Annotated in this window: 14 protein-coding genes; 9 read left to right on the plus strand and 5 right to left on the minus strand. The window is 66.4% G+C overall.

Annotated elements, in window-relative coordinates; all coding sequences use genetic code 11:
• Nucleotides 1–142 precede the first annotated feature (142 nt).
• The 7 genes from ACZ7GJ_RS14795 (at nucleotide 143) to ACZ7GJ_RS14825 (ending at nucleotide 13,964) form a co-directional block, all read left to right on the plus strand.
• Nucleotides 143–1,975 carry a hypothetical protein gene (locus tag ACZ7GJ_RS14795; protein WP_470751808.1) on the plus strand — a complete coding sequence of 611 codons (1,833 nt, stop codon included), beginning with the start codon at nucleotides 143–145 and terminating at the stop codon, nucleotides 1,973–1,975.
• Nucleotides 1,975–3,426, plus strand: a complete 1,452-nt coding sequence (locus tag ACZ7GJ_RS14800; protein WP_470751809.1) for a hypothetical protein — start codon at nucleotides 1,975–1,977, stop codon at nucleotides 3,424–3,426. Before ACZ7GJ_RS14795 ends, ACZ7GJ_RS14800 begins: the two co-directional genes overlap by 1 nt.
• Nucleotides 3,423–8,462: an FtsK/SpoIIIE domain-containing protein gene (locus ACZ7GJ_RS14805; RefSeq protein WP_470751811.1), complete on the plus strand. Its 5,040-nt coding sequence runs from the start codon at nucleotides 3,423–3,425 to the stop codon at nucleotides 8,460–8,462. Before ACZ7GJ_RS14800 ends, ACZ7GJ_RS14805 begins: the two co-directional genes overlap by 4 nt.
• A 714-nt stretch (nucleotides 8,463–9,176) precedes the next feature.
• Nucleotides 9,177–9,638 (plus strand): very short patch repair endonuclease, encoded by a 462-nt coding sequence (locus ACZ7GJ_RS14810; RefSeq protein WP_470751878.1) that lies wholly within the window; start codon nucleotides 9,177–9,179, stop codon nucleotides 9,636–9,638.
• 499 nt (nucleotides 9,639–10,137) lie between these two features.
• Nucleotides 10,138–10,728: a DUF6932 family protein gene (locus ACZ7GJ_RS14815; protein WP_470751813.1), complete on the plus strand. Its 591-nt coding sequence runs from the start codon at nucleotides 10,138–10,140 to the stop codon at nucleotides 10,726–10,728.
• Nucleotides 10,725–11,675, plus strand: coding sequence for a hypothetical protein (locus tag ACZ7GJ_RS14820; protein ID WP_470751815.1), 951 nt, complete (start codon nucleotides 10,725–10,727; stop codon nucleotides 11,673–11,675). The genes ACZ7GJ_RS14815 and ACZ7GJ_RS14820 overlap by 4 nt, the downstream gene beginning before the upstream one ends.
• A gap of 774 nt (nucleotides 11,676–12,449) precedes the next feature.
• Nucleotides 12,450–13,964 carry a SulP family inorganic anion transporter gene (locus ACZ7GJ_RS14825; protein ID WP_470751816.1) on the plus strand — a complete coding sequence of 505 codons (1,515 nt, stop codon included), beginning with the start codon at nucleotides 12,450–12,452 and terminating at the stop codon, nucleotides 13,962–13,964.
• A gap of 115 nt (nucleotides 13,965–14,079) precedes the next feature.
• On the opposite strand, the gene ACZ7GJ_RS14830 is transcribed toward ACZ7GJ_RS14825, so the two are convergent.
• Nucleotides 14,080–14,310 (minus strand): hypothetical protein, encoded by a 231-nt coding sequence (locus tag ACZ7GJ_RS14830; RefSeq protein WP_470751817.1) that lies wholly within the window; start codon nucleotides 14,308–14,310, stop codon nucleotides 14,080–14,082.
• Between the two features lie 7 nt (nucleotides 14,311–14,317).
• Nucleotides 14,318–14,746 carry a hypothetical protein gene (locus tag ACZ7GJ_RS14835; protein ID WP_470751818.1) on the minus strand — a complete coding sequence of 143 codons (429 nt, stop codon included), beginning with the start codon at nucleotides 14,744–14,746 and terminating at the stop codon, nucleotides 14,318–14,320.
• A 489-nt stretch (nucleotides 14,747–15,235) separates the two neighbouring features.
• On the opposite strand from ACZ7GJ_RS14835, the gene ACZ7GJ_RS14840 reads away from it, so the two are divergent.
• Entirely contained in the window at nucleotides 15,236–15,682 is a 447-nt protein-coding gene (locus tag ACZ7GJ_RS14840) for a DoxX family membrane protein (protein WP_470751819.1), read from the plus strand.
• Nucleotides 15,683–15,732: 50 nt separating this feature from the next.
• On the opposite strand, the gene ACZ7GJ_RS14845 is transcribed toward ACZ7GJ_RS14840, so the two are convergent.
• The 3 genes from ACZ7GJ_RS14845 to ACZ7GJ_RS14855 are packed head-to-tail and all read right to left on the minus strand — an operon-like array spanning nucleotide 15,733 to nucleotide 17,851.
• Nucleotides 15,733–16,314: an HD domain-containing protein gene (locus tag ACZ7GJ_RS14845; protein ID WP_470751820.1), complete on the minus strand. Its 582-nt coding sequence runs from the start codon at nucleotides 16,312–16,314 to the stop codon at nucleotides 15,733–15,735.
• Between the two features lie 6 nt (nucleotides 16,315–16,320).
• Nucleotides 16,321–17,649: a cytosine deaminase gene (gene codA, locus ACZ7GJ_RS14850; protein ID WP_470751822.1), complete on the minus strand. Its 1,329-nt coding sequence runs from the start codon at nucleotides 17,647–17,649 to the stop codon at nucleotides 16,321–16,323.
• A 34-nt stretch (nucleotides 17,650–17,683) separates the two neighbouring features.
• A complete protein-coding gene (locus tag ACZ7GJ_RS14855) occupies nucleotides 17,684–17,851 on the minus strand; it encodes a hypothetical protein (RefSeq protein WP_470751823.1) in 168 nt (55 codons plus the stop codon).
• A gap of 101 nt (nucleotides 17,852–17,952) precedes the next feature.
• Here ACZ7GJ_RS14855 and ACZ7GJ_RS14860 point away from each other — a divergent pair, with 101 nt between their 5' ends.
• Nucleotides 17,953–19,746 carry a S9 family peptidase gene (locus ACZ7GJ_RS14860; RefSeq protein WP_470751824.1) on the plus strand — a complete coding sequence of 598 codons (1,794 nt, stop codon included), beginning with the start codon at nucleotides 17,953–17,955 and terminating at the stop codon, nucleotides 19,744–19,746.
• The last annotated feature ends 41 nt before the right edge of the window (nucleotides 19,747–19,787 follow it).

Raw genomic sequence — 19,787 nt, forward strand, 5'->3', positions numbered from 1 at the left:
CTCTCAGATCCTCGACACAGTCACGCGCTAACGAGCCAGGCGCACTACTTCAAGACTCCGACACGGGATTTGATCTACCGTCAGAGGTGCTGACAGCTAGACTTCCGCTGCGCTCCCGGCTCGGTCGACGAAGGACAGCAGCATGCCGCTAGAGGTCAACAAACACGTCCAACGGATACGTCGTTACCAGCCGTTCGACGTCGACACCTCTGAGATGATCTACGAGTCGCAGGCGGACTGGACGCAGTCACTGTTTCCCGTCGTGACGCTGGACTACCTGCTGAACGCCATTGAGCGACCGACCACGAAGACCATCGTCCTCACCGGGGACGCCGGGCATGGCAAGACGAGCCTGTGCGCCAGCCTTTTGGCCGCGCTGCAGATCGATGCCGAGACGATCACACCAGAGGTCCGAAAGGCAGTTTTCCGCGAGCTGTCCGAGGCCGGAAACGCCAGCCGCCCTGTCGGCCGGACCCGTAGCGGACGCCCGCTGTACATCCTCAGCGATCTCAGCGAGCTCAGCCTGCAGGCTGGCGCTCGCAAGCTCGTGGAGCTGCTTGACCCTCCAGAGGAGGGTGTCGCAGTCATCTGCGCAAACGAGGGCCAACTACGAAAGTGCGTCGCCGAAGATGACAACCTGGACAACGGCGGCACCGGGCGCGCCAAGATTCTAGTGAAGACCCTCACGGAAGGCATTGTCCGCGGGCAGGTCAGCGACCCCGATGGCACAGTTACCGTCATCAACCTCAACTACCAGTCCGTAGCGGCCGACAGTCCCAACGGCGGGCTCATCCCTTGGGTCCTTAAGCAGTGGACGACGACGCAATGGTCGCGGTGGAAGCCCTGCGAGACCTGTGAAGCGCGGAAGGTCTGCCCAATCCTGGCCAACCGCAACGAGCTAAGCGATCCCACACGCGGGCCCCAACGCCGGGCCGCGATCCGGGACGTGTTCGCAGCGGCCGAGCGCACCGGAGCCGTAGTCACGACCCGTCAGGCACTGTCGGTGACCAGCTATATGATCACTGGCGGACTGTCCTGCGAGAACGTCCATGCGAAGTACCAGCGGTCACACTCGAACAGGTTGTGGCAGGCTCCCCACTTGTACCACCAGGCGCTCTTCGGTGACCGGCTAACTCAGCAACAGCGTCATCTGGTTCCTGCCTTCTTCGCGCTACGAAAGCTGGACCCGGGCAAGGTCTCCCGTCGCCAGGTCGACGACCGGCTGGACCCGGACACGGCCGGCGACTTCCCTCCCGCGGACGCCAGCAGCTACCTGCAGAAGGTCCGTACAAATCGGGACGTCCAGAAGCAGGCCGAACAGTTGCGCGGCTTGTACACGTTCCTGCGACGAGCTGACTTCTTCAACAGCGACGACAACACAGACCGGTTCGCCCGCATGGGCCTGGAGGCCGGCGACGACTTCATCCGTGTCCAGGACAAGAACCGGGATCTGGCAGACACGAGGGTGCGAGACCGCTTCCTCAAGGGCCTGGAGGCCGTCCAGGGCATCCACCGGGCGGGGAGCAATCCTGACTTCTTCATACTTGACCCCGCCTTCTTCACCCACCGCGCTCGCGCGGCTGTGATCTCCCGGCGAGTGCCCAGCAAGGGCGTCGAGGTCGTCGATCAGGTCACCCAGTGGCAACAGGAAGGCCGCACGGGCGACACCCCCGAGATGCAGAACGCCGTCGAGTGGCTCAACCGGGCCATCTACATCCGCATCCCGGCCGTCCACCCTGACCAGGACGCAGTCTCGGTGGAAGCGGACCTTCTACGCTTTGAGCTGCTGACACGGTGGGCCGCAGGTCTGCGTAGCGAGGTCCAGCACGAGGCAGAGATCCGCGGCCTGAGTGGATCCTTGGCAGAGCTGGCTGACTCCTCAAACAGGGACGACGAGATCCAGGTACTGGTGGGCAACGTCATGAGGAAGCTCATGATCGACGTCGGCGACAAGATCAGGTCGGTGCGTGCGTGATGGCTGATCGTTCCAAGGCAGAGGTCGTTCTCCGTCTCTTCGGGGTGAACCTCGAACAGCAGGGCCGCGGCTTCTACGTCCCGCTTGAGATGCTCGCCATCGCCCGCGGCGTCTACCTGGCACATCAGGAAGAACCGGAGAAGTTCGCAGGGCTCCTGGACAGCGGAGCCAACACGGCTTACAAGAGGACCTCGCACGACCTGGCCCGGCGGATTGCTACCAAGGCACGCATCGTCGAGGGCGACGAGGAACTCGGCAAAGCCGTGGAGCTGGACTCTCCCGAGACGATGGAAACGCTCCACGCCTTGTTCTCGTCCCTGCTGGTCGAGATCCCCGGGCGTCGTAGCCAGCCCAGTTGGTTCGGCGCACACATCTATCCGTTCGTAGGCGAGCTCATCCACTACGACGCGGTCGAACGTCGAATCAAGCAAATCGACGCCTCCCCCAAGAAGAGCGCAAAGAAGCGCAAGCAGGCCGGCAAGGTCGCTGCTGGCACTAACGCTCCGAATATCGAGCGCTACCTCTTCCGCGATGGCGGCAGCTGGGCCTACAAGGTCCTACGCAGCGACTCTGATCCTCACCGCAAGGAAGCCACCCGACAGGGCCTGCGCGACCTCGTGCAGGACAGCGGCACCCCGCTGGGCAACCTTGCCAAGGCCCTCAGCGCGCACGACTTCGACTACGACGAAGCCCCCGTGGAGGGCTCAGACGCAGGAATCAAGCTGCACGAGGATCTCAGCCCGTGGCCTGATCTGCTGAGGGAAGGGACTCGCAATATCGTCGCTCGGACTGCGACGGTCCCCAGGGCCAAGCGCACCGAGAGCCTCATGCACTGGGTCCCCTACTGCTTGGCACGCCACCAGCTGCAACTCGCACGCCGAAAGCTCGGCGCTACCGATCGCGAGTCGATCCTGTTGGACTTCGGTAACGAGGCAACCCCGCTGCGCAGGGAGTCGCAGAAGAACCTCACCGGCTTCCGCAATGACATCGTCAACGCGATCAACGTCCAGGCTCGGGAAATGATCGACGAGATCGACGACGAAAGCGACGAGGTCAGGAAGCGCCGCTACGAAAGATTCACCAAGGAGGCCGGCAACGCGGTCGCCTCGCCCCGAGCATTCTTCAGCGAGACCCTCGCTGCTGTGGGAGCCCTGAACGCGACGGTCGGCCGACGACACTTCACCATGAAGCCCCCGATGCTTGAGGGTCTGGTGTCTGCCACCGTCCCGCAGGGCACGGAGATGGAGTTCGACCAGTTCTGCGCGCTGCTGTACGAGAAGTACGGACTCGTGGTGGAGAGCAAGGTCGCGGCTGCAAGCCCGTTGGCCTACGAGGTCGACCCATCGGTCCTTGACCACAACGGCAAGGCGTTCCGGGAGAAGCTGGCCGCCATCGGTCTGCTCACTCAGTATTCAGATGCAACCAGCATGGTTCGAGGGGAGCCCCGGTGACCGACAGCAGCATCCGAGCGCTCGGTCGGTTCGTCGCCGACGAAGCACTCCGCAAGGTCACTGAGATCAGCGGAGCCCGTGCCGTCCTGCGAGTCAGCGGGTTCGACCAGCCGACCGTGGCCGAGGCTCTCCGCCGGATGGCCCAGAGGCTGCTGGAGTCGCCGGACCGTCAGGTTGTCGTCAAGGTCGGCACCTCAGAGCCGATCGAAGGCGTACCTGTTGATTACCTGCTAGATCCGCAGGACCAGCTGACCAAGTGGCGAAATTCGGGACAGGGTACGGCGGTGTTGCTCTTCGAGTGGGGGCAGTCTCCGGACGCACAGGGGCTGGCGGCCATGAACGCCCTCGACGATGCCACGATCCTGGGCGACTACCACGACGCCTCTGGCGAGCGCGGGTTCGACAGGTTCATGGCAGAAGCGTGGCGGGAAGCGGGTGGCATCGGCACGGTTCCGGCCCTGATGGCCACCTCTTTGCCGGAGATTTGGCGTGCCATCACCGATGAAGAGCCCCGTTCTTTGCACCGCTGGGCGGCCTTCCTGGTCGAGACCGCGCAGAAGGTCGCAGCAACTCAGGTCCACACCCCTGACGTGGTCTACCCCGAGATCTCCTCAGCCCTGCCCGCTCTTGACCTCTTTCCGGACCGGGCACTGTTCATCAAGCCTGCCGCGCTGCCCGCCCGGATCAGGAAGAACGTCTCTGTCAGTGCCTTCAAACAGCCCACCGGCAAGGAGATCACCGAGGACGACCTGATAGACCGGATCACCACGACCGAGTTCAGCGCGGAGTCCCTCGACCACATCGGTACGGACTCCGAGACTGTCAAATCGCGCATGCGCAGCCTCGTACTCAACCTCAATCGCAGTGGTACTACCCCGCAGGATCCTCGTCAGCTCCGCTCCGATCAGGACCTGACCCTCTGGCTTGAGGTCTTCGAGCAAAAGTCCAAGAAGATCGGCCTAGGCCAGCAGGTCCGGCAGGAGATTGAGCGGACCGACGCAGAGCGGGTCGACGAGTTCGACGCCATGGTGATCGAAGACGCGCTCGACCACGGAGATCAGGAATCCGCACAGCGCTTCCTTGACGAGGCTCCCGTCAGTGGGGCCGAACCGCTGGCCGACCTGCTGTCCAAGCGGTCGCGCCGCAAGGTCGAGAAGCTTGCCTTCCCGGACTCTCAGTTCGTCCAAGACCCACTGCGTGCCCTGCTGCGCGAGCTGACCTACTTCTCCGACGAAGAGGAAGGCTCCGTTGTCGTCGGGCTCGAAGGCAACCAGGAAGCCGGCCGGTGGAGCCGCTGGCTGTTCGCGTTCCTGTACTCACGCACCCTGCATGATGTCCGGGACTCCACCGATCTACGCCTGACTCTTGAGGTCAACGGGTGCCTGCTGGACGTGACCAAGCCGCCTCTGCCAGCGGAGGACGAGCCGTTTGACCTGAACACCGAGTGGGCCCCACTTCGCATCCTGGTCGAGATGGACGGCGCCGCCCAGCGACGCTTTCGCTGGGATCCCCTGGGCATCCCCGGGCAGATCGCACTGGCGGCCCTCATCCACGGCTGGCGAAACCCACCTGGCCATGCCAGCAACCTGACCTTCGACACCTTTCTCGAGACGTTCAATGACCCCCGGCAGTGGCAGGTTGGCGAGCCTGCGCCTGTCCCCGCATCACATTTCGCCAGTCAGCTGGAGCGCCTCAAGCTGGAGCACTTCGAGCGGTTCCAAGACGGGCTTGACGCCGGGAAGATCAACGATTATGTGCGCGAGTGGGAAGGCGTACTCCGCGAAGCTCGCACCATTCTGGTTCCCGACAACGCTCCGAACGCAGACCTTGAGGCCGTCGTCCTGACCGATGTCGTCGGGCTGGCCGATCACCGCATGATGATGTTGGCCACCCATCCGCTGAAGCTGCGCTGGCTGGCAAAGAACTACACGGAGGCCGCCGACAGCATCGAGACCGCCTTGAACAGGGAGGGAGGTCTGAGCCTCAACCAGGAGAACGAGGACCTCTTCTTCGACGCCATCGACCGTATCTCCCCACATGGAACGCCGGCTGTCCTCGTCGGGCCCGGCGGCACGATCGCCATTCCGATGCGGGAATCGGCCGGGCACGAGGAGTACGCGCCGGTCCGCTACGGCGGCAACGAGTCCAAGGGCTGGCTCTCCAGCGTCGACGAGACCGCGATCGACGAGATGGTCCGGGTCATCACCGACTACCTGACGACCTACCCCCACAAGCTCGACGGCCTACGCGTACTGCTTCTGGACCGCAACGGCGACCCTGTTCTGCCCATGCGCGTGGCAAAGCAGATGCGGGCCAAGAACCCTCGCCTGAAGGTTGATCTGGTCGTGCTGGCTCCCCAGGCCACCCATCACGAGATCATTCAGGGTTTCGACCTGCAGTTCTCCGGTGCGGAGATGTCCGAGGACAGCTTCCTGCCCGACGTCCAACTCCTCCTCCAGGCATGGGAGCCCGACCAAGAAGCAGACCTGTCAGGGCTGGTAGACACCATCGACCTCGCTCTGGCTCCCGCGCTGTTCGGCACCCAGACCAGTATCAAGGAGAGCACCAAGAAGGAATCCTTGTCGGGCTCCTTCAACTCCTGGAAACACCCGGCCTCACACAACCTGGCTCAGACCAGCGAGAACGTCGTTCGAGCACTGCTGCCCGAGACCGCCGACGAGACTCTTGAGTCTTGGTCGACGTTGTGCGTGCGCTACGACCGCCGTTCCCCTGTCTCCCGGGAGAGTGTCGACGGCATCGACTACTTCGAGATGCAGGTGCAGTTCGACCAACACCAGGACTTGTTCGCCACCTTGCACCGCGTGGCCCACTGGGTCGTCACCCTCGACAGCTTCATCGGCCGTGAGCAGATCGATGCCCTGCGTAACCGCCCTGACGTCATCCTCGTCAAGCCCAGTGTCGGCAAGAACGAGTCCTACACCCTCATTGTCAGCTCGCAGACCGGGCAGCAGTTCGTCGTCCAGCGACTGCGGCGCCGGCTGGAGCAGATCGGGGTGGTCTCCCCGCAGGACTCCGAAGGCACCGCTAAGCGGATCTACGAGGTCGGCCGCAATGTGGCCCCTGGCGCCGTGCTGCGCTCCCTCGGTATCGGCACCACAGTCAACGAAGTCGTCGGCCTGGTCGCCACCCGGTTTGTCATAGACCAGCAGTTCCCCGTCCCTCGGCAGGGCACAAGTTTGGTCACCTGGATCAGCTTCGACGAGCACCACCGCTGGTTCGGCCGGGGACACAAAACCCGTGCCGATCTGGGCCGCTTCGTGCTGACCGTCCAGGACGACGGCACGGTTCGCCTGGATGTCCTGGTCGCCGAGTCCAAGTTCCGCCAGACCTTCGACGTCGGCTCGGCCGAGGAACAACTCAACCGCACCACCGACCTGTGCGAGGATGCCTTCCGCTCAGACGGCGAGGCTCGCCATGACCGTCCCTTCTGGCTGGACGAGCTTGCCGCCGCGATCGCTCAGACCAGTGGAAACGCCCTACAGGCCGCAGACCTTCCAGCTCGCACCGTGATCGGCAACGACGACCACCGTCAGGTCGAGGCGAAGGTCCTGGACGCCCTGCGCTCCGAGGATGTCCAGCTCGGTCAAGTCACCGGAGTTGCCGTGGCCATCTCAGCCGAGGACGACCAGCCAGCCCCCGCTGTTGGAAGCCTCGGCAAGCACACCCTGGTGAGGCTGAACAAGCACGAGCTGCTGAACCTCATCGGCGCTCTGCGCGCCAACCAGGACCCCGCCAATGCCGACCCCCTTGTTTCCTCTGGGTACCGCAGTGGGGCCGTGCAGGTCTCCGACACTGTCGCCAAGGGCTCTTCAGCAGGCATTTCCGCCGAACTGTTTACTCCGGAAGAACCGACGGCACCTGTCGGGGTTGTCGGCATTACTGCGCCGGCAAATCTGTCCGAAGCGGTAGTTGTGCGTCACTCTGCCGCAGAGCAACTTCCTGTCCCTCTGAAGGCTCACCGCGGTGGGCTCCCCGAGGAGGAGCTGAGGCTTCGATACAACAAGGTCGCCGACGTCTTCGCTCGCCACAAGGTCGCGGTCACCGCCCCAGAGGTAGGCAAGTGGCAGGAAGGCCCCGGCTTCTATATCTTCCGGTTTATCCCCAATCCTGGGGTCACCGTGGACAAGCTGACCAACCGACGCGACGAGATCTTCCTGGCCCTGGCACTGCCCTCCGGGTTCAGCATTCGCACCCGCAGCGACCGCGGCTCCGTGCTTTTCGAGATCCCAAAGATCGACGACGAGAAATACGGGGTCGACGCCGGGGCACTGTGGCAGCGGTGCCCGGCAGATCCCGAGAGCCTCATCGCCCCGCTGGGCACCGACATCGAAGGCAACCCGGTCACCATCGACCTGTCCTCCGCGGACTCACCTCACTTGCTGGTGGCCGGCACTACCGGATCAGGAAAGTCAGTCGCTCTGGACACGCTCCTTAAGGGCCTGGTCCGATACGACAAGAGCACCCTGCGACTCCGCCTCGTCGATCCCAAGGGCACCGAGCTAGTCGACTTTGAGGACGACCCTCACCTTGATGGCGTGATCGGTATGGACGCCGCAGACGCCATCGAGATTCTTGAGGAAACCGTCGAAGAGATGGCCGTGCGCTATAAGGACATGAAGGCGATCCGCACACGGAAGCTCGTCGAGTACAACGCCAAGGTCGACAAAGGAGACCGAAAGCCCTGGATCGTCATCGTCCTGGACGAGTACGCCGACCTCACCAGCGATCCCGAAGAGAAGAAGCAAATCGAAGTGCTGCTCAAGCGCCTGACGCAGAAGGCCCGCGCTGCGGGTATCCACGTCATCGCAGCCACGCAGCGACCAAGCGCCGACGTTATCTCGACGACCATCCGCTCCAACTTCCCTGCCCAACTCGCCCTGCGGGTCAAGACCGCGACCGACAGCCGCATCATTCTGGACGAGACCGGAGCGGAAGCTCTGGCCGGGCAGGGCGACGCCTTCCTGCACACGGCCAAGGGCACCATACGGGTGCAGGTTGCCTACGACGGGAGCTGACCAGGCACCGCCATGTTTCACGCAGCGAAGACGCGTCAGGTCCTCGGGGACCGGCTTCCCTGTCTCCGTCACGATGCGTACCGCCCCCTCACGAGACTCCGCCGTGAACACTCGATGCTTCTCCGCCACGACAACCAACATCCCCTGCTGTCACGGACTCCACGCTACGAGGGGAGCCTCGATCACCTGGACCATGCCGGAGTGATCGCGCAGGATCACGAACCGAATGTTGCGCTGCAGCCGGAGTGCGTTCACCCAGCTGGAGACACAGACGGTCTCGTCGAATGCGCCGGCCCCTTCTCAGGTCCAAGTCAGGAAGGCGTGGACCGGGTCGTTTCAGCGTCGTACCGTCCAGGTGTGGCAGATGTTGAGAATGGTGCAGCGACGGGTGCTCCCCGTGGGGAATCCCCTACCCGCAGCATGGAGGCATCCCCTCGCTCATGGCGTCCGCGAGCAGGGCTGACCAGGACGCGGCGCTCGCGGGAACAGGATCGGGCGGCCGGCGGTGCCTCCAACCGCCTCGTGGATGTGGGCGGGGGACGCAGAGGGCTGGCAAGCGTGGCCTTGAGTCCCTCCGGCAAGACGGGGCGGGTGTCGGCAGTCCTGCAGTGGACTTCGGACGGCCGAAGACGGCGGCTGCGCCTCGGGGAGGTCGATCTCCCGACTCGTTCTGCCAACCTGCGGGAGGCGTGGAGACTGGCGGGGCAGACCGGCCTGCTCGTCGGGGAGGACACAGCAGGGTCGTGGGCGTCCTCGCCAGCGACTCGCGCGTCGATGCGCTCCAACAAGAGCCGGGACACCAAGCCGGAACTCCGATTGCGCTCGCTACTGCATAGGGAAGGACTTCGCTACCGCGTATCCACCAAACCCCTCCCGTATCTGCGCCGAACGGCCGACGTCGTCTTCTCCAAGGCCAGGGTGGCGGTGTTCGTGGATGGATGTTACTGGCACGGCTGCCCTGAACACGGGTCGATACCGGCGACAAACCGCGACTTCTGGAGGGAGAAGATCGAGGGCAATATCAGGAGGGACAGAGAGACGGACCGACTCCTGACAGAGGCGGGGTGGACGGTCGTCCGAGTATGGGAACACACACCCCCAAGCGAAGCCCTCGAAGTCGTCAGGCAGACCCTCGCCCAACCAGCCGGCCAGCCCCTCAGAGCAAACGGCCGCTGAGTGGGTCCTCGACTGCGTCGGCCTCCCTGCGGAGTACGATCCGGCCATCACCGTCGCTATAGACGAGGATCGAGGATACGGGCCAGGACGGCCCCTGCACCTGTGGGAATGGGACGACTGCTGCGACCGAAGGCAGGCATCCAAAATCGGACTGCGATGGAAATGAAGCTCGCTGCCCTTGAAGCAGTGCAGGCCTGCCCCGTCCGGCGCACCGTGCCTCTCTGACCTGCATGGTTCGTCCGCAGACGGCCGTGCAAGTCCGCCTGTGCGCACCCCGGTTGTTACCCAGTTAGACAGTCGGCCGGTGTCGCTGTCAGTGCTCCCGTCTAGCGTCAGGGGCAGTTGGCCTGTCGACCCGAGAGGCCTGCACTACCCAGCTCATCACAGGCTCCAGCCCTGGAGAGAGCAAAGGATCCGGGGGGTTGCCGCTGTGAGTGTCCGAGGGCTCAGATAGCGTGCTAGGAGCGTGATCGGATCGCGGCTCGGGGGACGGATGAACTTGGACTTCACGACGCAGCTGGGAGATGGGGCGTACTCCTACCTGCCGCCGGGCCGGTTCCATGTTGCCTACGAGGACGCGCGGCAGCTGCTCGTCGACCGCGAGTTGTTCAAGCACTCGGAAACCCGCCTCCCTATCTGGGAGGGCTTCGAGCGCTATCTGGCCCGGTTCTTTGCCCTTGAGGAGCATTTCGAGGGGGTACTGCAGGGCGAACCGCTGATCCATCGTCTGTGGCTGGGAGGGAGCTGCGTGAGTTCGAAGCTGAACCCTTCAAACCTTGACGTTGCTGTCCTGATCAACACCCCCGGTGAACAGTTGATCAAGGGCAAGCCCAAGTCAGGGTGGATGACGAAGGCGTTCGACCGTGACGTCGTACTGCCTGAGTTCAGTGTCTCTAGTCTACGGATCGGCTACAGGCCGATTCGCTCCGTATTTAAGTCCAAGGCGCTGCCGGCCGATGACCAGGACTACCTGCGCGAGCGGGGGGCATGGGATGATTGGTGGCAGCGTTGTCGGCCGCCCGGCGAGAAGGGCGCGCCCACCTTGGAGTCTGCTAGACCTCAGCGCGGGTACCTGGAGGTGGCACCGTGAGCAGCTGGCGACAGCGCATCCTCGATAGCCATCGCGAGAGCCTTGACGCATGGCTGGAGGCCGAGGACGTCTCTTCGCGCACAGAGGACGAAGTTGATTCGGAGCAGCGCTCCAATTGGCTCAGTTCTGTACGTGAATGGGAGCCCGAGTATCTACTTCCAGAAGAGCTGTTGATTCGCCTTTATGGAGGGGAATCGGGCACTGGGGGCTTGAGATTTTCGGTGGGCAACGCCCTCCTCAAGCCTCTTCAGGACGGGGTCACTGCATCTTCCGCCGAGGATGTCGAGCTGGAGCTCATCGGGGTTTCTGCGGGTAGCACTGTTTTGCATGTCCGACCTATCGCGGGCTCCAATCAGCAGGATTCTGCTCAGGAAATCTCAGCAGAGCCGAACTCCACGTCTCAGGTGATGAATTCACTTTTGGACGCAGTAGGGACACTCGAAGCTCGAGCTGATGTGTCTGAATGGACACCCATGCTATCCAGCCTCTCAAGGGTGGTCAGTGCGCTGGATCGGTTCGATCTTTCGATGCAGTTGCGCTGGCTGCAGTCCGGCGGCGAGGTGCGTAGCTCCTCGTTGACGGAAACCGGCAAGGGCTACTTGCGCGAGCTTAGAAAAAGCCACGGTGAAGCTTTCTCTCCAGTGCGACGTTCGGTGTCCGGCCTGGTTACTGAACTAAAGCTCTCTGGCGTGGCAGTTATTAGGCCTGCTGCGAGCCCGGCGGTAACTGTAAAGTTTGAACCCGGACAGATCGCTTCGGTGGGGTGGCAACTGGGACAGCATGTGACGGTGACTGTAGAGGAACGTCATCGAATTTCGCGCCGTGGTGCGCGGTCGGTGACTGATTTCGTCTACGCTGAACCGGATGATTTCATGCAAATTAGTCCAGTGGAAGATTTGCCGGTATCGTTTAAAGAAGAGCGCGAGGCGGGCCACGGCGAGGTTTAGGCCTGATGTGGGTGCGTGAGGGTGTCGGTTATATCGGCCTTTCCGGGCCATCATGCGATGATTGGTCCGGCGGGCTGACCTGCGATGCCTTCCACCTGCTTCAAATGAGGCGAGTGGTGAACCCCAGGACTCGTTGACCAGCACCCGTAGTGCCGCCAGCGTCTGCGGCTGTGCGCCGTGGTTGTTACCCAGTTAGACAATCACTGGCGCCGAGCGGCTGAGACGTTCACTGAGGTGCTGTACGGCACCTTTTGTGCAGGTGGAGGCCTTTATTCGCGAGCATCCATCTGCGTTCAGGGTCGTTCGCCTACAGGCAGTCGTGAACGCTGACGTACAGAGATGAGTGAGCGGAAAGCGGGACGGAGAGGTGGCCTGGCGTTGCTGGTCAGCTCATCGCCTACGCCGTCGCCGTCCGGACGACCGCGAGGGAGCACGCGCGTGACGACGTCGGCTGCTGGGAGCCAGCTGGGAGCCGGTCTGCTCCCCGAGGCCCCTTGAGACTGGCCCAGACCGTTCGAGGCCATGGCCCTGACCTGGGGAAACCTTGTTCGCGCAGGTGGGGATCTTGGGTGGACCTCATTCGGGACGAAGAGGTCGTGGGTTCAAATCCCGCCACCCCGACTTCGTAAGACCAGGTCAAGGGCCTGATCCGCATCGCGGATCAGGCCCTTCCTGCGTCCCCGAGGCCCTGAGCGGCCTCGCCCTTCGCGTCTTCTCCGCGCGCCCTCCTGTCGGTTCGGGTGTGCCCGAGCCCGAGCCCGAGGTCCGTGCCCCGTGTCTTCCTCTTCTGTACTCATATCCGCGCGGCTGCGTGACGCCCTTCGTCCGACGCGGCCCGTCTGGCTGTCACCGAAGGTCTTCCGGACCGAGGTCCTCGCCGGGCTGGTCGTCGCGCTGGCGCTGATCCCCGAGGCGATCTCGTTCTCGATCATCGCGGGGGTGGATCCGGCGATCGGGCTGTTCGCCTCGTTCACGATGGCCGTCGTGATCTCGGTCGTCGGGGGGCGGCCGGCGATGATCTCCGCCGCGACGGGCGCCGTGGCCCTCGTGATCGCTCCGCTGAACCGGGAACACGGGCTGGGCTACCTCGTTGCCGCGGTGGTCCTGGCCGGCGTCTTCCAGATCGTGCTCGGCGCGCTCGGCGTGGCGAAGCTGATGCGGTTCATCCCGCGCTCGGTGATGGTCGGCTTCGTCAACTCCCTCGCCATCCTGGTCTTCATGGCCCAGGTGCCCGAGATGTACGGGGTCCCCTGGGCGGTCTACCCGCTGATGGGGGCCGGGCTGGCGCTGATGGTGTTCTTCCCGAAGGTCACGAAGGCGGTCCCGGCCCCGCTCGTGTCCATCGTCATCCTCACCACGATCACCGTGGCCGCGGGCATCGCGGTCCCCACCGTCGGCGACAAGGGCGCGCTGCCGTCCGCGCTGCCGGTGCCGGGCCTCCCGGACGTGCCGCTCACCCTGGACACGCTGACCCTCATCGCGCCGTACGCGCTGGCCATGGCGCTCGTCGGGCTGATGGAGTCGCTCATGACGGCCAAGCTCGTCGACGAGATCACCGACACCCGGTCCTCGAAGACACGGGAGTCCATCGGCCAGGGCATCGCCAACATCGTCACCGGGTTCTTCGGCGGCATGGGCGGCTGCGCCATGATCGGCCAGACGATGATCAACGTGAAGGTGTCCGGCGCCAGGACCCGGCTGTCGACCTTCCTCGCCGGCGCCTTCCTGATGGTGCTGTGCATCGCCTTCGGGCCGGTGGTTTCCGACATCCCGATGGCGGCCCTCGTCGCCGTCATGGTCATGGTCTGCTTCGCGACCTTCGACTGGCACTCCATCGCGCCGAAGACCCTCAAGCGGATGCCCGCCGGTGAGATCGCCGTCATGGCCGTCACCGTCGTGTGCGTGGTCGTCAGCCACAACCTGGCCGTGGGCGTCGTCGTGGGCTCCGTCACCGCGATGGTCATCTTCGCGAAGCGGGTCGCCCATCTGGCGAACGTCACCTCCGTCCTCGACCCGGACGGCGGACAGGTCGTCTACTGCGTGACCGGCGAGCTCTTCTTCGCCTCCTCCAACGACCTGGTCGAGCAGTTCGACTACGCCCGCGACCCGGACAAGGTCGTCATCGACCTCTCCGCCGCCCACATCTGGGACGCCTCCTCGGTGGCCGCCCTCGACGCGATCGAGCACCGCTACGCCCAGCGCGGCAAGACCGTCGAGATCACCGGCCTGAACGCCCCCAGCGCCCGCCTGCACGGAACCCTCAGCGGCGAACTCACCGCCGGCAGCTGAGCTGCCCTACGCCGGCCTTGAGGCCTGCTGCAGGCGGACGACCTCCACGGAGGCGCCGCCTGCAGCTGCGCCTTCGAGAGAACAACGCTCCGGCCTCGTGGTGGCGGGTTGGCGGTTACTCGGAGGGGAGCCGGCCCTTCGCGGTCCGAGCGCGGTATGCCCAGCGGGTCAGTGCGCCGACGGCGAGGGACGTGAGAATCGCACCCCAGTCGATGACGTGGGGGAGCCCGGGGAGGAACGCGAAGAAGGCGAGGGAAGCGACGACTCCGGCCAGGAAGGCGACGATGCCGGCCCGTCGACGCCTTGCTTCCCAGGCGGCGTCTTCAGGGGTGGGCTGGGTGGTCATGCGCGGCTCACTTCGTAATGTGGTGGCACTGGCTGACCCTGCGGACACCGTTGATGTTGAGATGGGCACATGCCTTGCCGTAGCGGGGCAGCGTCTGGGGAGCGTTGTCCCGCATGGGGTGGATCTCGCACTCGGTGTGGGTCTTGCCGGGCGAGGTCTTGTAGGTCTTGTTGTCGGTATCGGCGTACGTGAAGTCGATGCGCCAGTTGCAGAAGCCCGCGTTGAGGGCTCCGACGAAGCCGCAGTCGACGCCGGCGTTCTGGTAGGTGATCTTCTTGCCATCACCACGGATGATGTGGGTGAACATACAGCCCGTCGGGACCTTCATCGTGACGCCACCGACCTGGTAGTCGAAGGTCGCCACCGGGGTGGAGCCGATGGCGCCGGCGTGGGCCGGCGCCGGGGTTAAGAGCGCGAGCGTGACTGCCGTGGCCATGGCGGTCGCGACGCGAACTGCGAGGTGGCTGACCATGTTTGATCGCCCTTCTGAGGGAGTGTCCTTACAGAGGGCGGAACTCCTCCCGATGACTTTTGGGATCTCTCGCACGCGCACATCCACTACGAAGAGTGATCAAACAGGTCGGCAGGCCGATTACTCCGTACGGACCACCGAATACTCACCCGCGTCGAGCCCGGCCGCTCCCTGCGCGTCCCCAACCCGGACGAGGCGGAACGAGCCCGCTGCCGACGGGCATTCGACGCGGCTTGCCCGTGCGCCAGCCGGATGCCACCTGAAGTACAGCGGGCGGGCCAAGGGGGGAGTTCTTCCCGGGGCTGCTCCGGGTGCCCGGCGGGGACGAGACGGAGTGATGTGGACGCCCCCTCCGGCGGCCGGGAGGCATCTCGGGCGCCGGACCCCTTGCCACGCGGGGGCCCTCGCCTGGAAACTGACGGATCGTCAGGTACGCGAGGAAGGGAACCGGGGATGCAGACCATCTGGCTCGGCGGGCCCGAATGGGTCGCCGTTCTGCGCATCGGGCTCGGGCTGTGGTGGCTGGAGAGCTGGCGGCACAAGGACAAGAAGGACTGGTTCGGCGGCGGTGGCATCCGGTGGGCGGCCGGGGTGGCGGCCGAGCACCGGTGGGGCTTCGTCACGCGCGGCTTCGACCTGGTGGTGAAGCCGTACCCGCGCTTCATGGCCTACCTCGTCGCCTACGCGGAGCTGGCCCTCGGGCTCGGGCTCATCGTCGGGTTGCTGACCCCGATAGCCCTGGTGGCCGGGCTGGTTCTCAACCTGGTCTACCTCGTGCTCATGATCCACGACTGGGGCGAGCAGGGGCAGAACCTGATGATGGCGCTGATCTCGGCCGTCGCCCTCTTCGCGATGGGCTGGCAGGTCTGGTCCTTGGACAACCTCATCGGGCTGTTCTGACCCGCCCGGCCGCCCAGCCGCCCCGGACAGCCCGGGGCGGCCGGTCCCGGTCAGCCGAGCGGGTTCGCCGCGATGCGCGCGGCCGCGCCGCCCGCGACGTACGCCGCCGCCGCGCAGGCGGGCTTGCGTACGGCCTGGTCCTCGACCAGCGCGAGGAAGGACGCGCCGAAGCCGCCCCGCGGGTGCTGCGCGAGGAGGCCGGCCGTGAACGCCGGGTCGAAGTCCGCCACCCGCAGCCCGGAGACGTCCGCGCTCGTGCCGACCTGGAGCAGGTGGCTCTCGACGTCCTCGGCCGCCGTGACGTCGTCGCGCATGTGCAGCACGATGACCTCCGCCGCGCGGTCCCGCCGCTGCGCCGGCCAGCCCAGGCCCGCCGTCAGGACGCGCGCGACGTGACCGCCCGCCTCCTCGAAGGGGAGCGTGTGGCTGTCGAAGGGCGCCGTCAGGCCGAGGTCGTGCAACAGGGCGCTGACGTAGAGGAGTTCCCCGTCGTACGCCAGCCCGTGCTGCTCCGCGTACTGCGCGGCGAAGGCGTAGGAGCGTACGGAGTGGGCGAGCAGCTCCGCGTCCGCGTACTCGGTGGCGATCTCCAGGGCGGCCCGCCCCGCCGGGGTGTCAAAAGTCCATGTCATGAGGTGTCAGGGTAGGCGGCGCCGGGTGAAGTCCACCTCGGAGGGGACCTGTTCGCCCGGCCACGCCAGCAGCCGGGCCGGCGCCGGCGGGGTCTCCGCGAGGACCGTGCCGCGCGAGACGACGTACCGCGGGCGCACCTGGCGGCGGATCGCCTCCTCGGGGCTCGGCGCCGGGAGCAGGACGAAGGAGGCGGGGGCGCCCTCCGCGATGCCGTACTCCGCCTCCGACAGGCCCAGTACGCGCGCCGCGCGGTCCGTCACCATCGAGAAGGCCACCGGGATCTCGTCGGCCCCCGTGAGCTGGGCGGCGTAGATGCCGACGAGGGCGGTCTGCAGCGGGTTGCCGGTGCCGAGCGCGTTCCAGGGGTCCATCACGTCGTCGTGTCCGAAGGCCACGTTGACCCCCGCCGCCAGCATCTCCTTGACCTGGGTGAGGCCGCGCCGCTTGGGGTAGGCGTCGAAGCGGCCCTGGAGGCCCAGGTTGGCGAAGGGGTTGGAGACCAGGTTGATCCCGGAGCGCGCCAGCAGCCGCTGGAGTTTGAAGCTGTACGCGCCGCCGTAGGAGCCCATCGCCGTCGTGTGGGAGGCGGTGGCGCGCTCGCGCAGGCCCGAGCGCAGGGCGAGGGTGGCCAGTACCTCCACGAACCGGGACTGCTCGTCGTCGATCTCGTCGCAGTGGGCGTCCACCCGCAGCCCGTACTCCTCGGCCAGTGCGAAGGCGGTGCCCAGCGAGGCCACCCCGTCCTCGCGCGTGTCCTCGAAGTGCGGGATCGCGCCGACGACGTCGGCCCCGCGGACGATCGCCTCGCGCAGCAGCACCGCGCCGTCCGGGAAGGAGGCGATGCCCTCCTGGGGGAAGGCCACGATCTGCAGGGTCATGACGTCCCGGACCCGGTCGCGGACCTCCAGCAGGGCGTCGAGCCCGGTGAGCGCCGGGTCGGTGACGTCGCAGTGGGTACGGACGTGCAGCACGCCCTGGGCCGCCTGCCAGCGCAGCACCTCGGTGGCCCGCGCGATCACGTCCTCGCGGGTCAGGGTCCGCTTGCGCTCGCTCCAGCAGGCGATGCCCTCCCAGAGGGTGCCGGAGGCGTTCGGCCGCGGTTCGCCCGCCGTCAGGGCGGTGTCGAGGTGGATGTGCGGCTCGACGAAGGGCGCGGTGAGGAGCCCGCCGTGGGCCTCGATCAGCACGCCCGTGGCCGGCGGTTCCTTCTGGTCGTCGTGCGGGAGGACGCGCGCGATCCGCCCGTCCTCCGCGACCTCGACGTCGTGCAGGCCCCGGCTTCCGGTGCCGTCGCCGGCGTGCAGCAGCCGGGCGCCCCGGACGATCATCCGCATGGCGCCACCCTAGCCACCGCGGGCCGCCGTGGGGTCAGCCGCGCTTGGACTGGGCCTTCTGCTGCATGCCCCGGGTCTTCGCGGCGGACGAGTGCACGTCTTGGACCGCGGCCTTGGCGCGTGCCTCGGCCGCCGTGTTCTTCGCCAACGCACGCTGGGAATCCTGGTGGCCGTGCTGACCGGTACGAGCCTTCTTGGCCATGATCACTCCTCCTCGGGAACGTCAGGACGATCGGAGTACGCACACCACCATGCACCCGTTCGGACCAGTCGGCATCCCGGGGCATCGGGTTACATAGGGGCATGACTGACGCACACGCCATGCCCGACTGGGAAAAGCGGTTCAGGGCGCCGCGCGTAGGACTGCCCGACTGGGCAGAGGACGCCCCGGACCGTTCGCTCTTCGTCTCCAACGCGACCGGGACCTACGAGCTCTACGCCTGGGACCGCGCCACCGGCGCGCAGCGGCAGGCCACCGACCGCCCGAACGGCACGACCGACGGGGCCCTGTCCCCCGACGGCGAGTGGATCTGGTGGTTCTCCGACACCGACGGCGACGAGTTCGGCACCTGGGTGCGCCAGCCCTTCGCGGGCGGCCCCGACGAGCCGGCCACGCCCGGACTGGAGCCCTCGTACCCCGCCGGGCTCGCCATCGGCCGTGACGGTACGGCGGTCGTGGGCCGGTCCACCGACGAGGACGGGTCCACGATCCACGTCGTACGGACCGACGGCAGCGCTCCCGCCGTCGTCTACCGGCACCGCGAGTCGGCGGGCGTGGGCGACCTGTCCCACGACGGGTCCCTGATCGCCATCGAGCACACCGAGCACGGCGACGCCATGCACTCCGCCCTGCGCGTGCTGACCCTCGACGGCAAGACCGTCGCCGAGCTGGACGACTCCAAGGGCGGTACCGAGGAGCTCGGCCTGGAGGTACTGGGCTTCGCCCCGGTCGCGGGCGACACCCGGCTGCTGATCGGCCACCAGCGGCGCGGCCGCTGGGAGCCGATGGTGTGGGACGTGGCCACCGGTACGCAGGAGGAGCTGGCGGTCGAGCTGCCGGGCGACGTCAGCGCCGAGTGGTACCCCGACGGTTCCGCGCTGCTGATCGCGCACAGCTTCGAGGCGCGCAGCGAGCTGTGGCGCTACGACCTGGCCGCGCGGGGCCTCGTACGCCTGGACACCCCGCCGGGGACGGTCTCGGGCGCCACGGCGCGGCCCGACGGGTCGGTGGAGTACCAGTGGTCCTCGGCGGCCGAGCCCTCGGCGCTGCGGTCGACGGCGGGCGGGGTCGTACTGGACCCGCCGGGCTTCCGGCCGCCCGGCTCGGTGCCGGTGGAGGACGTGTGGGTGGAGGGCCCCGGCGGGCGGATCCACGCGCTGGCGCAGCGGCCGGTGGGCCACGGCGACGGCCCCTTCCCGACGGTCTTCGAGGTGCACGGCGGGCCCACCTGGCACGACAGCGACGCCTTCGCGGCGGGCCCGGCGGCCTGGCTGGACCACGGCTTCGCGGTGGTGCGGGTCAACTACCGGGGCTCGACGGGGTACGGGCGCGAGTGGACCGACGCGCTCAAGCACCGGGTCGGCCTGATCGAGCTGGAGGACATCGGGGCGGTCCGCGAGTGGGCCGTCGCGAGCGGCCTCGCGGATCCGGCGCGGCTGGTGCTGTCGGGCGGGTCGTGGGGCGGCTACCTGACGCTGCTGGGCCTCGGCATGCAGCCGGAGGCCTGGGCGGTGGGGCTGGCGGCGGTGCCGGTCGCCGACTACGTGACGGCCTACCACGACGAGATGGAGGCGCTGAAGTCCCTGGACCGCACCCTCTTCGGCGGCACGCCTGAGGAGGTCCCGGAGCGCTTCGAGGTGTCCTCGCCGCTGACCTACGTCGACGCGGTGAAGGCTCCCGTCCACATCGCGGCGGGCGTCAACGACCCGCGCTGCCCGATCCGGCAGATCGACAACTACGTGGACCGGCTCGCGGCGCGCGGGGCGGTGCACGACGTGTACCGCTACGACGCCGGGCACGGCTCGCTCGTGGTGGAGGAGCGGATCAAGCAGGTCCGGATGGAGCTGGACTTCGCGCTGAAGCACCTGCCCGCCTGACGGAGCCCCGGAAGAAGGCGACCGGTGCACCCCCCGTACGG

The organism is Streptomyces sp. NPDC037242 (assembly GCF_055604165.1).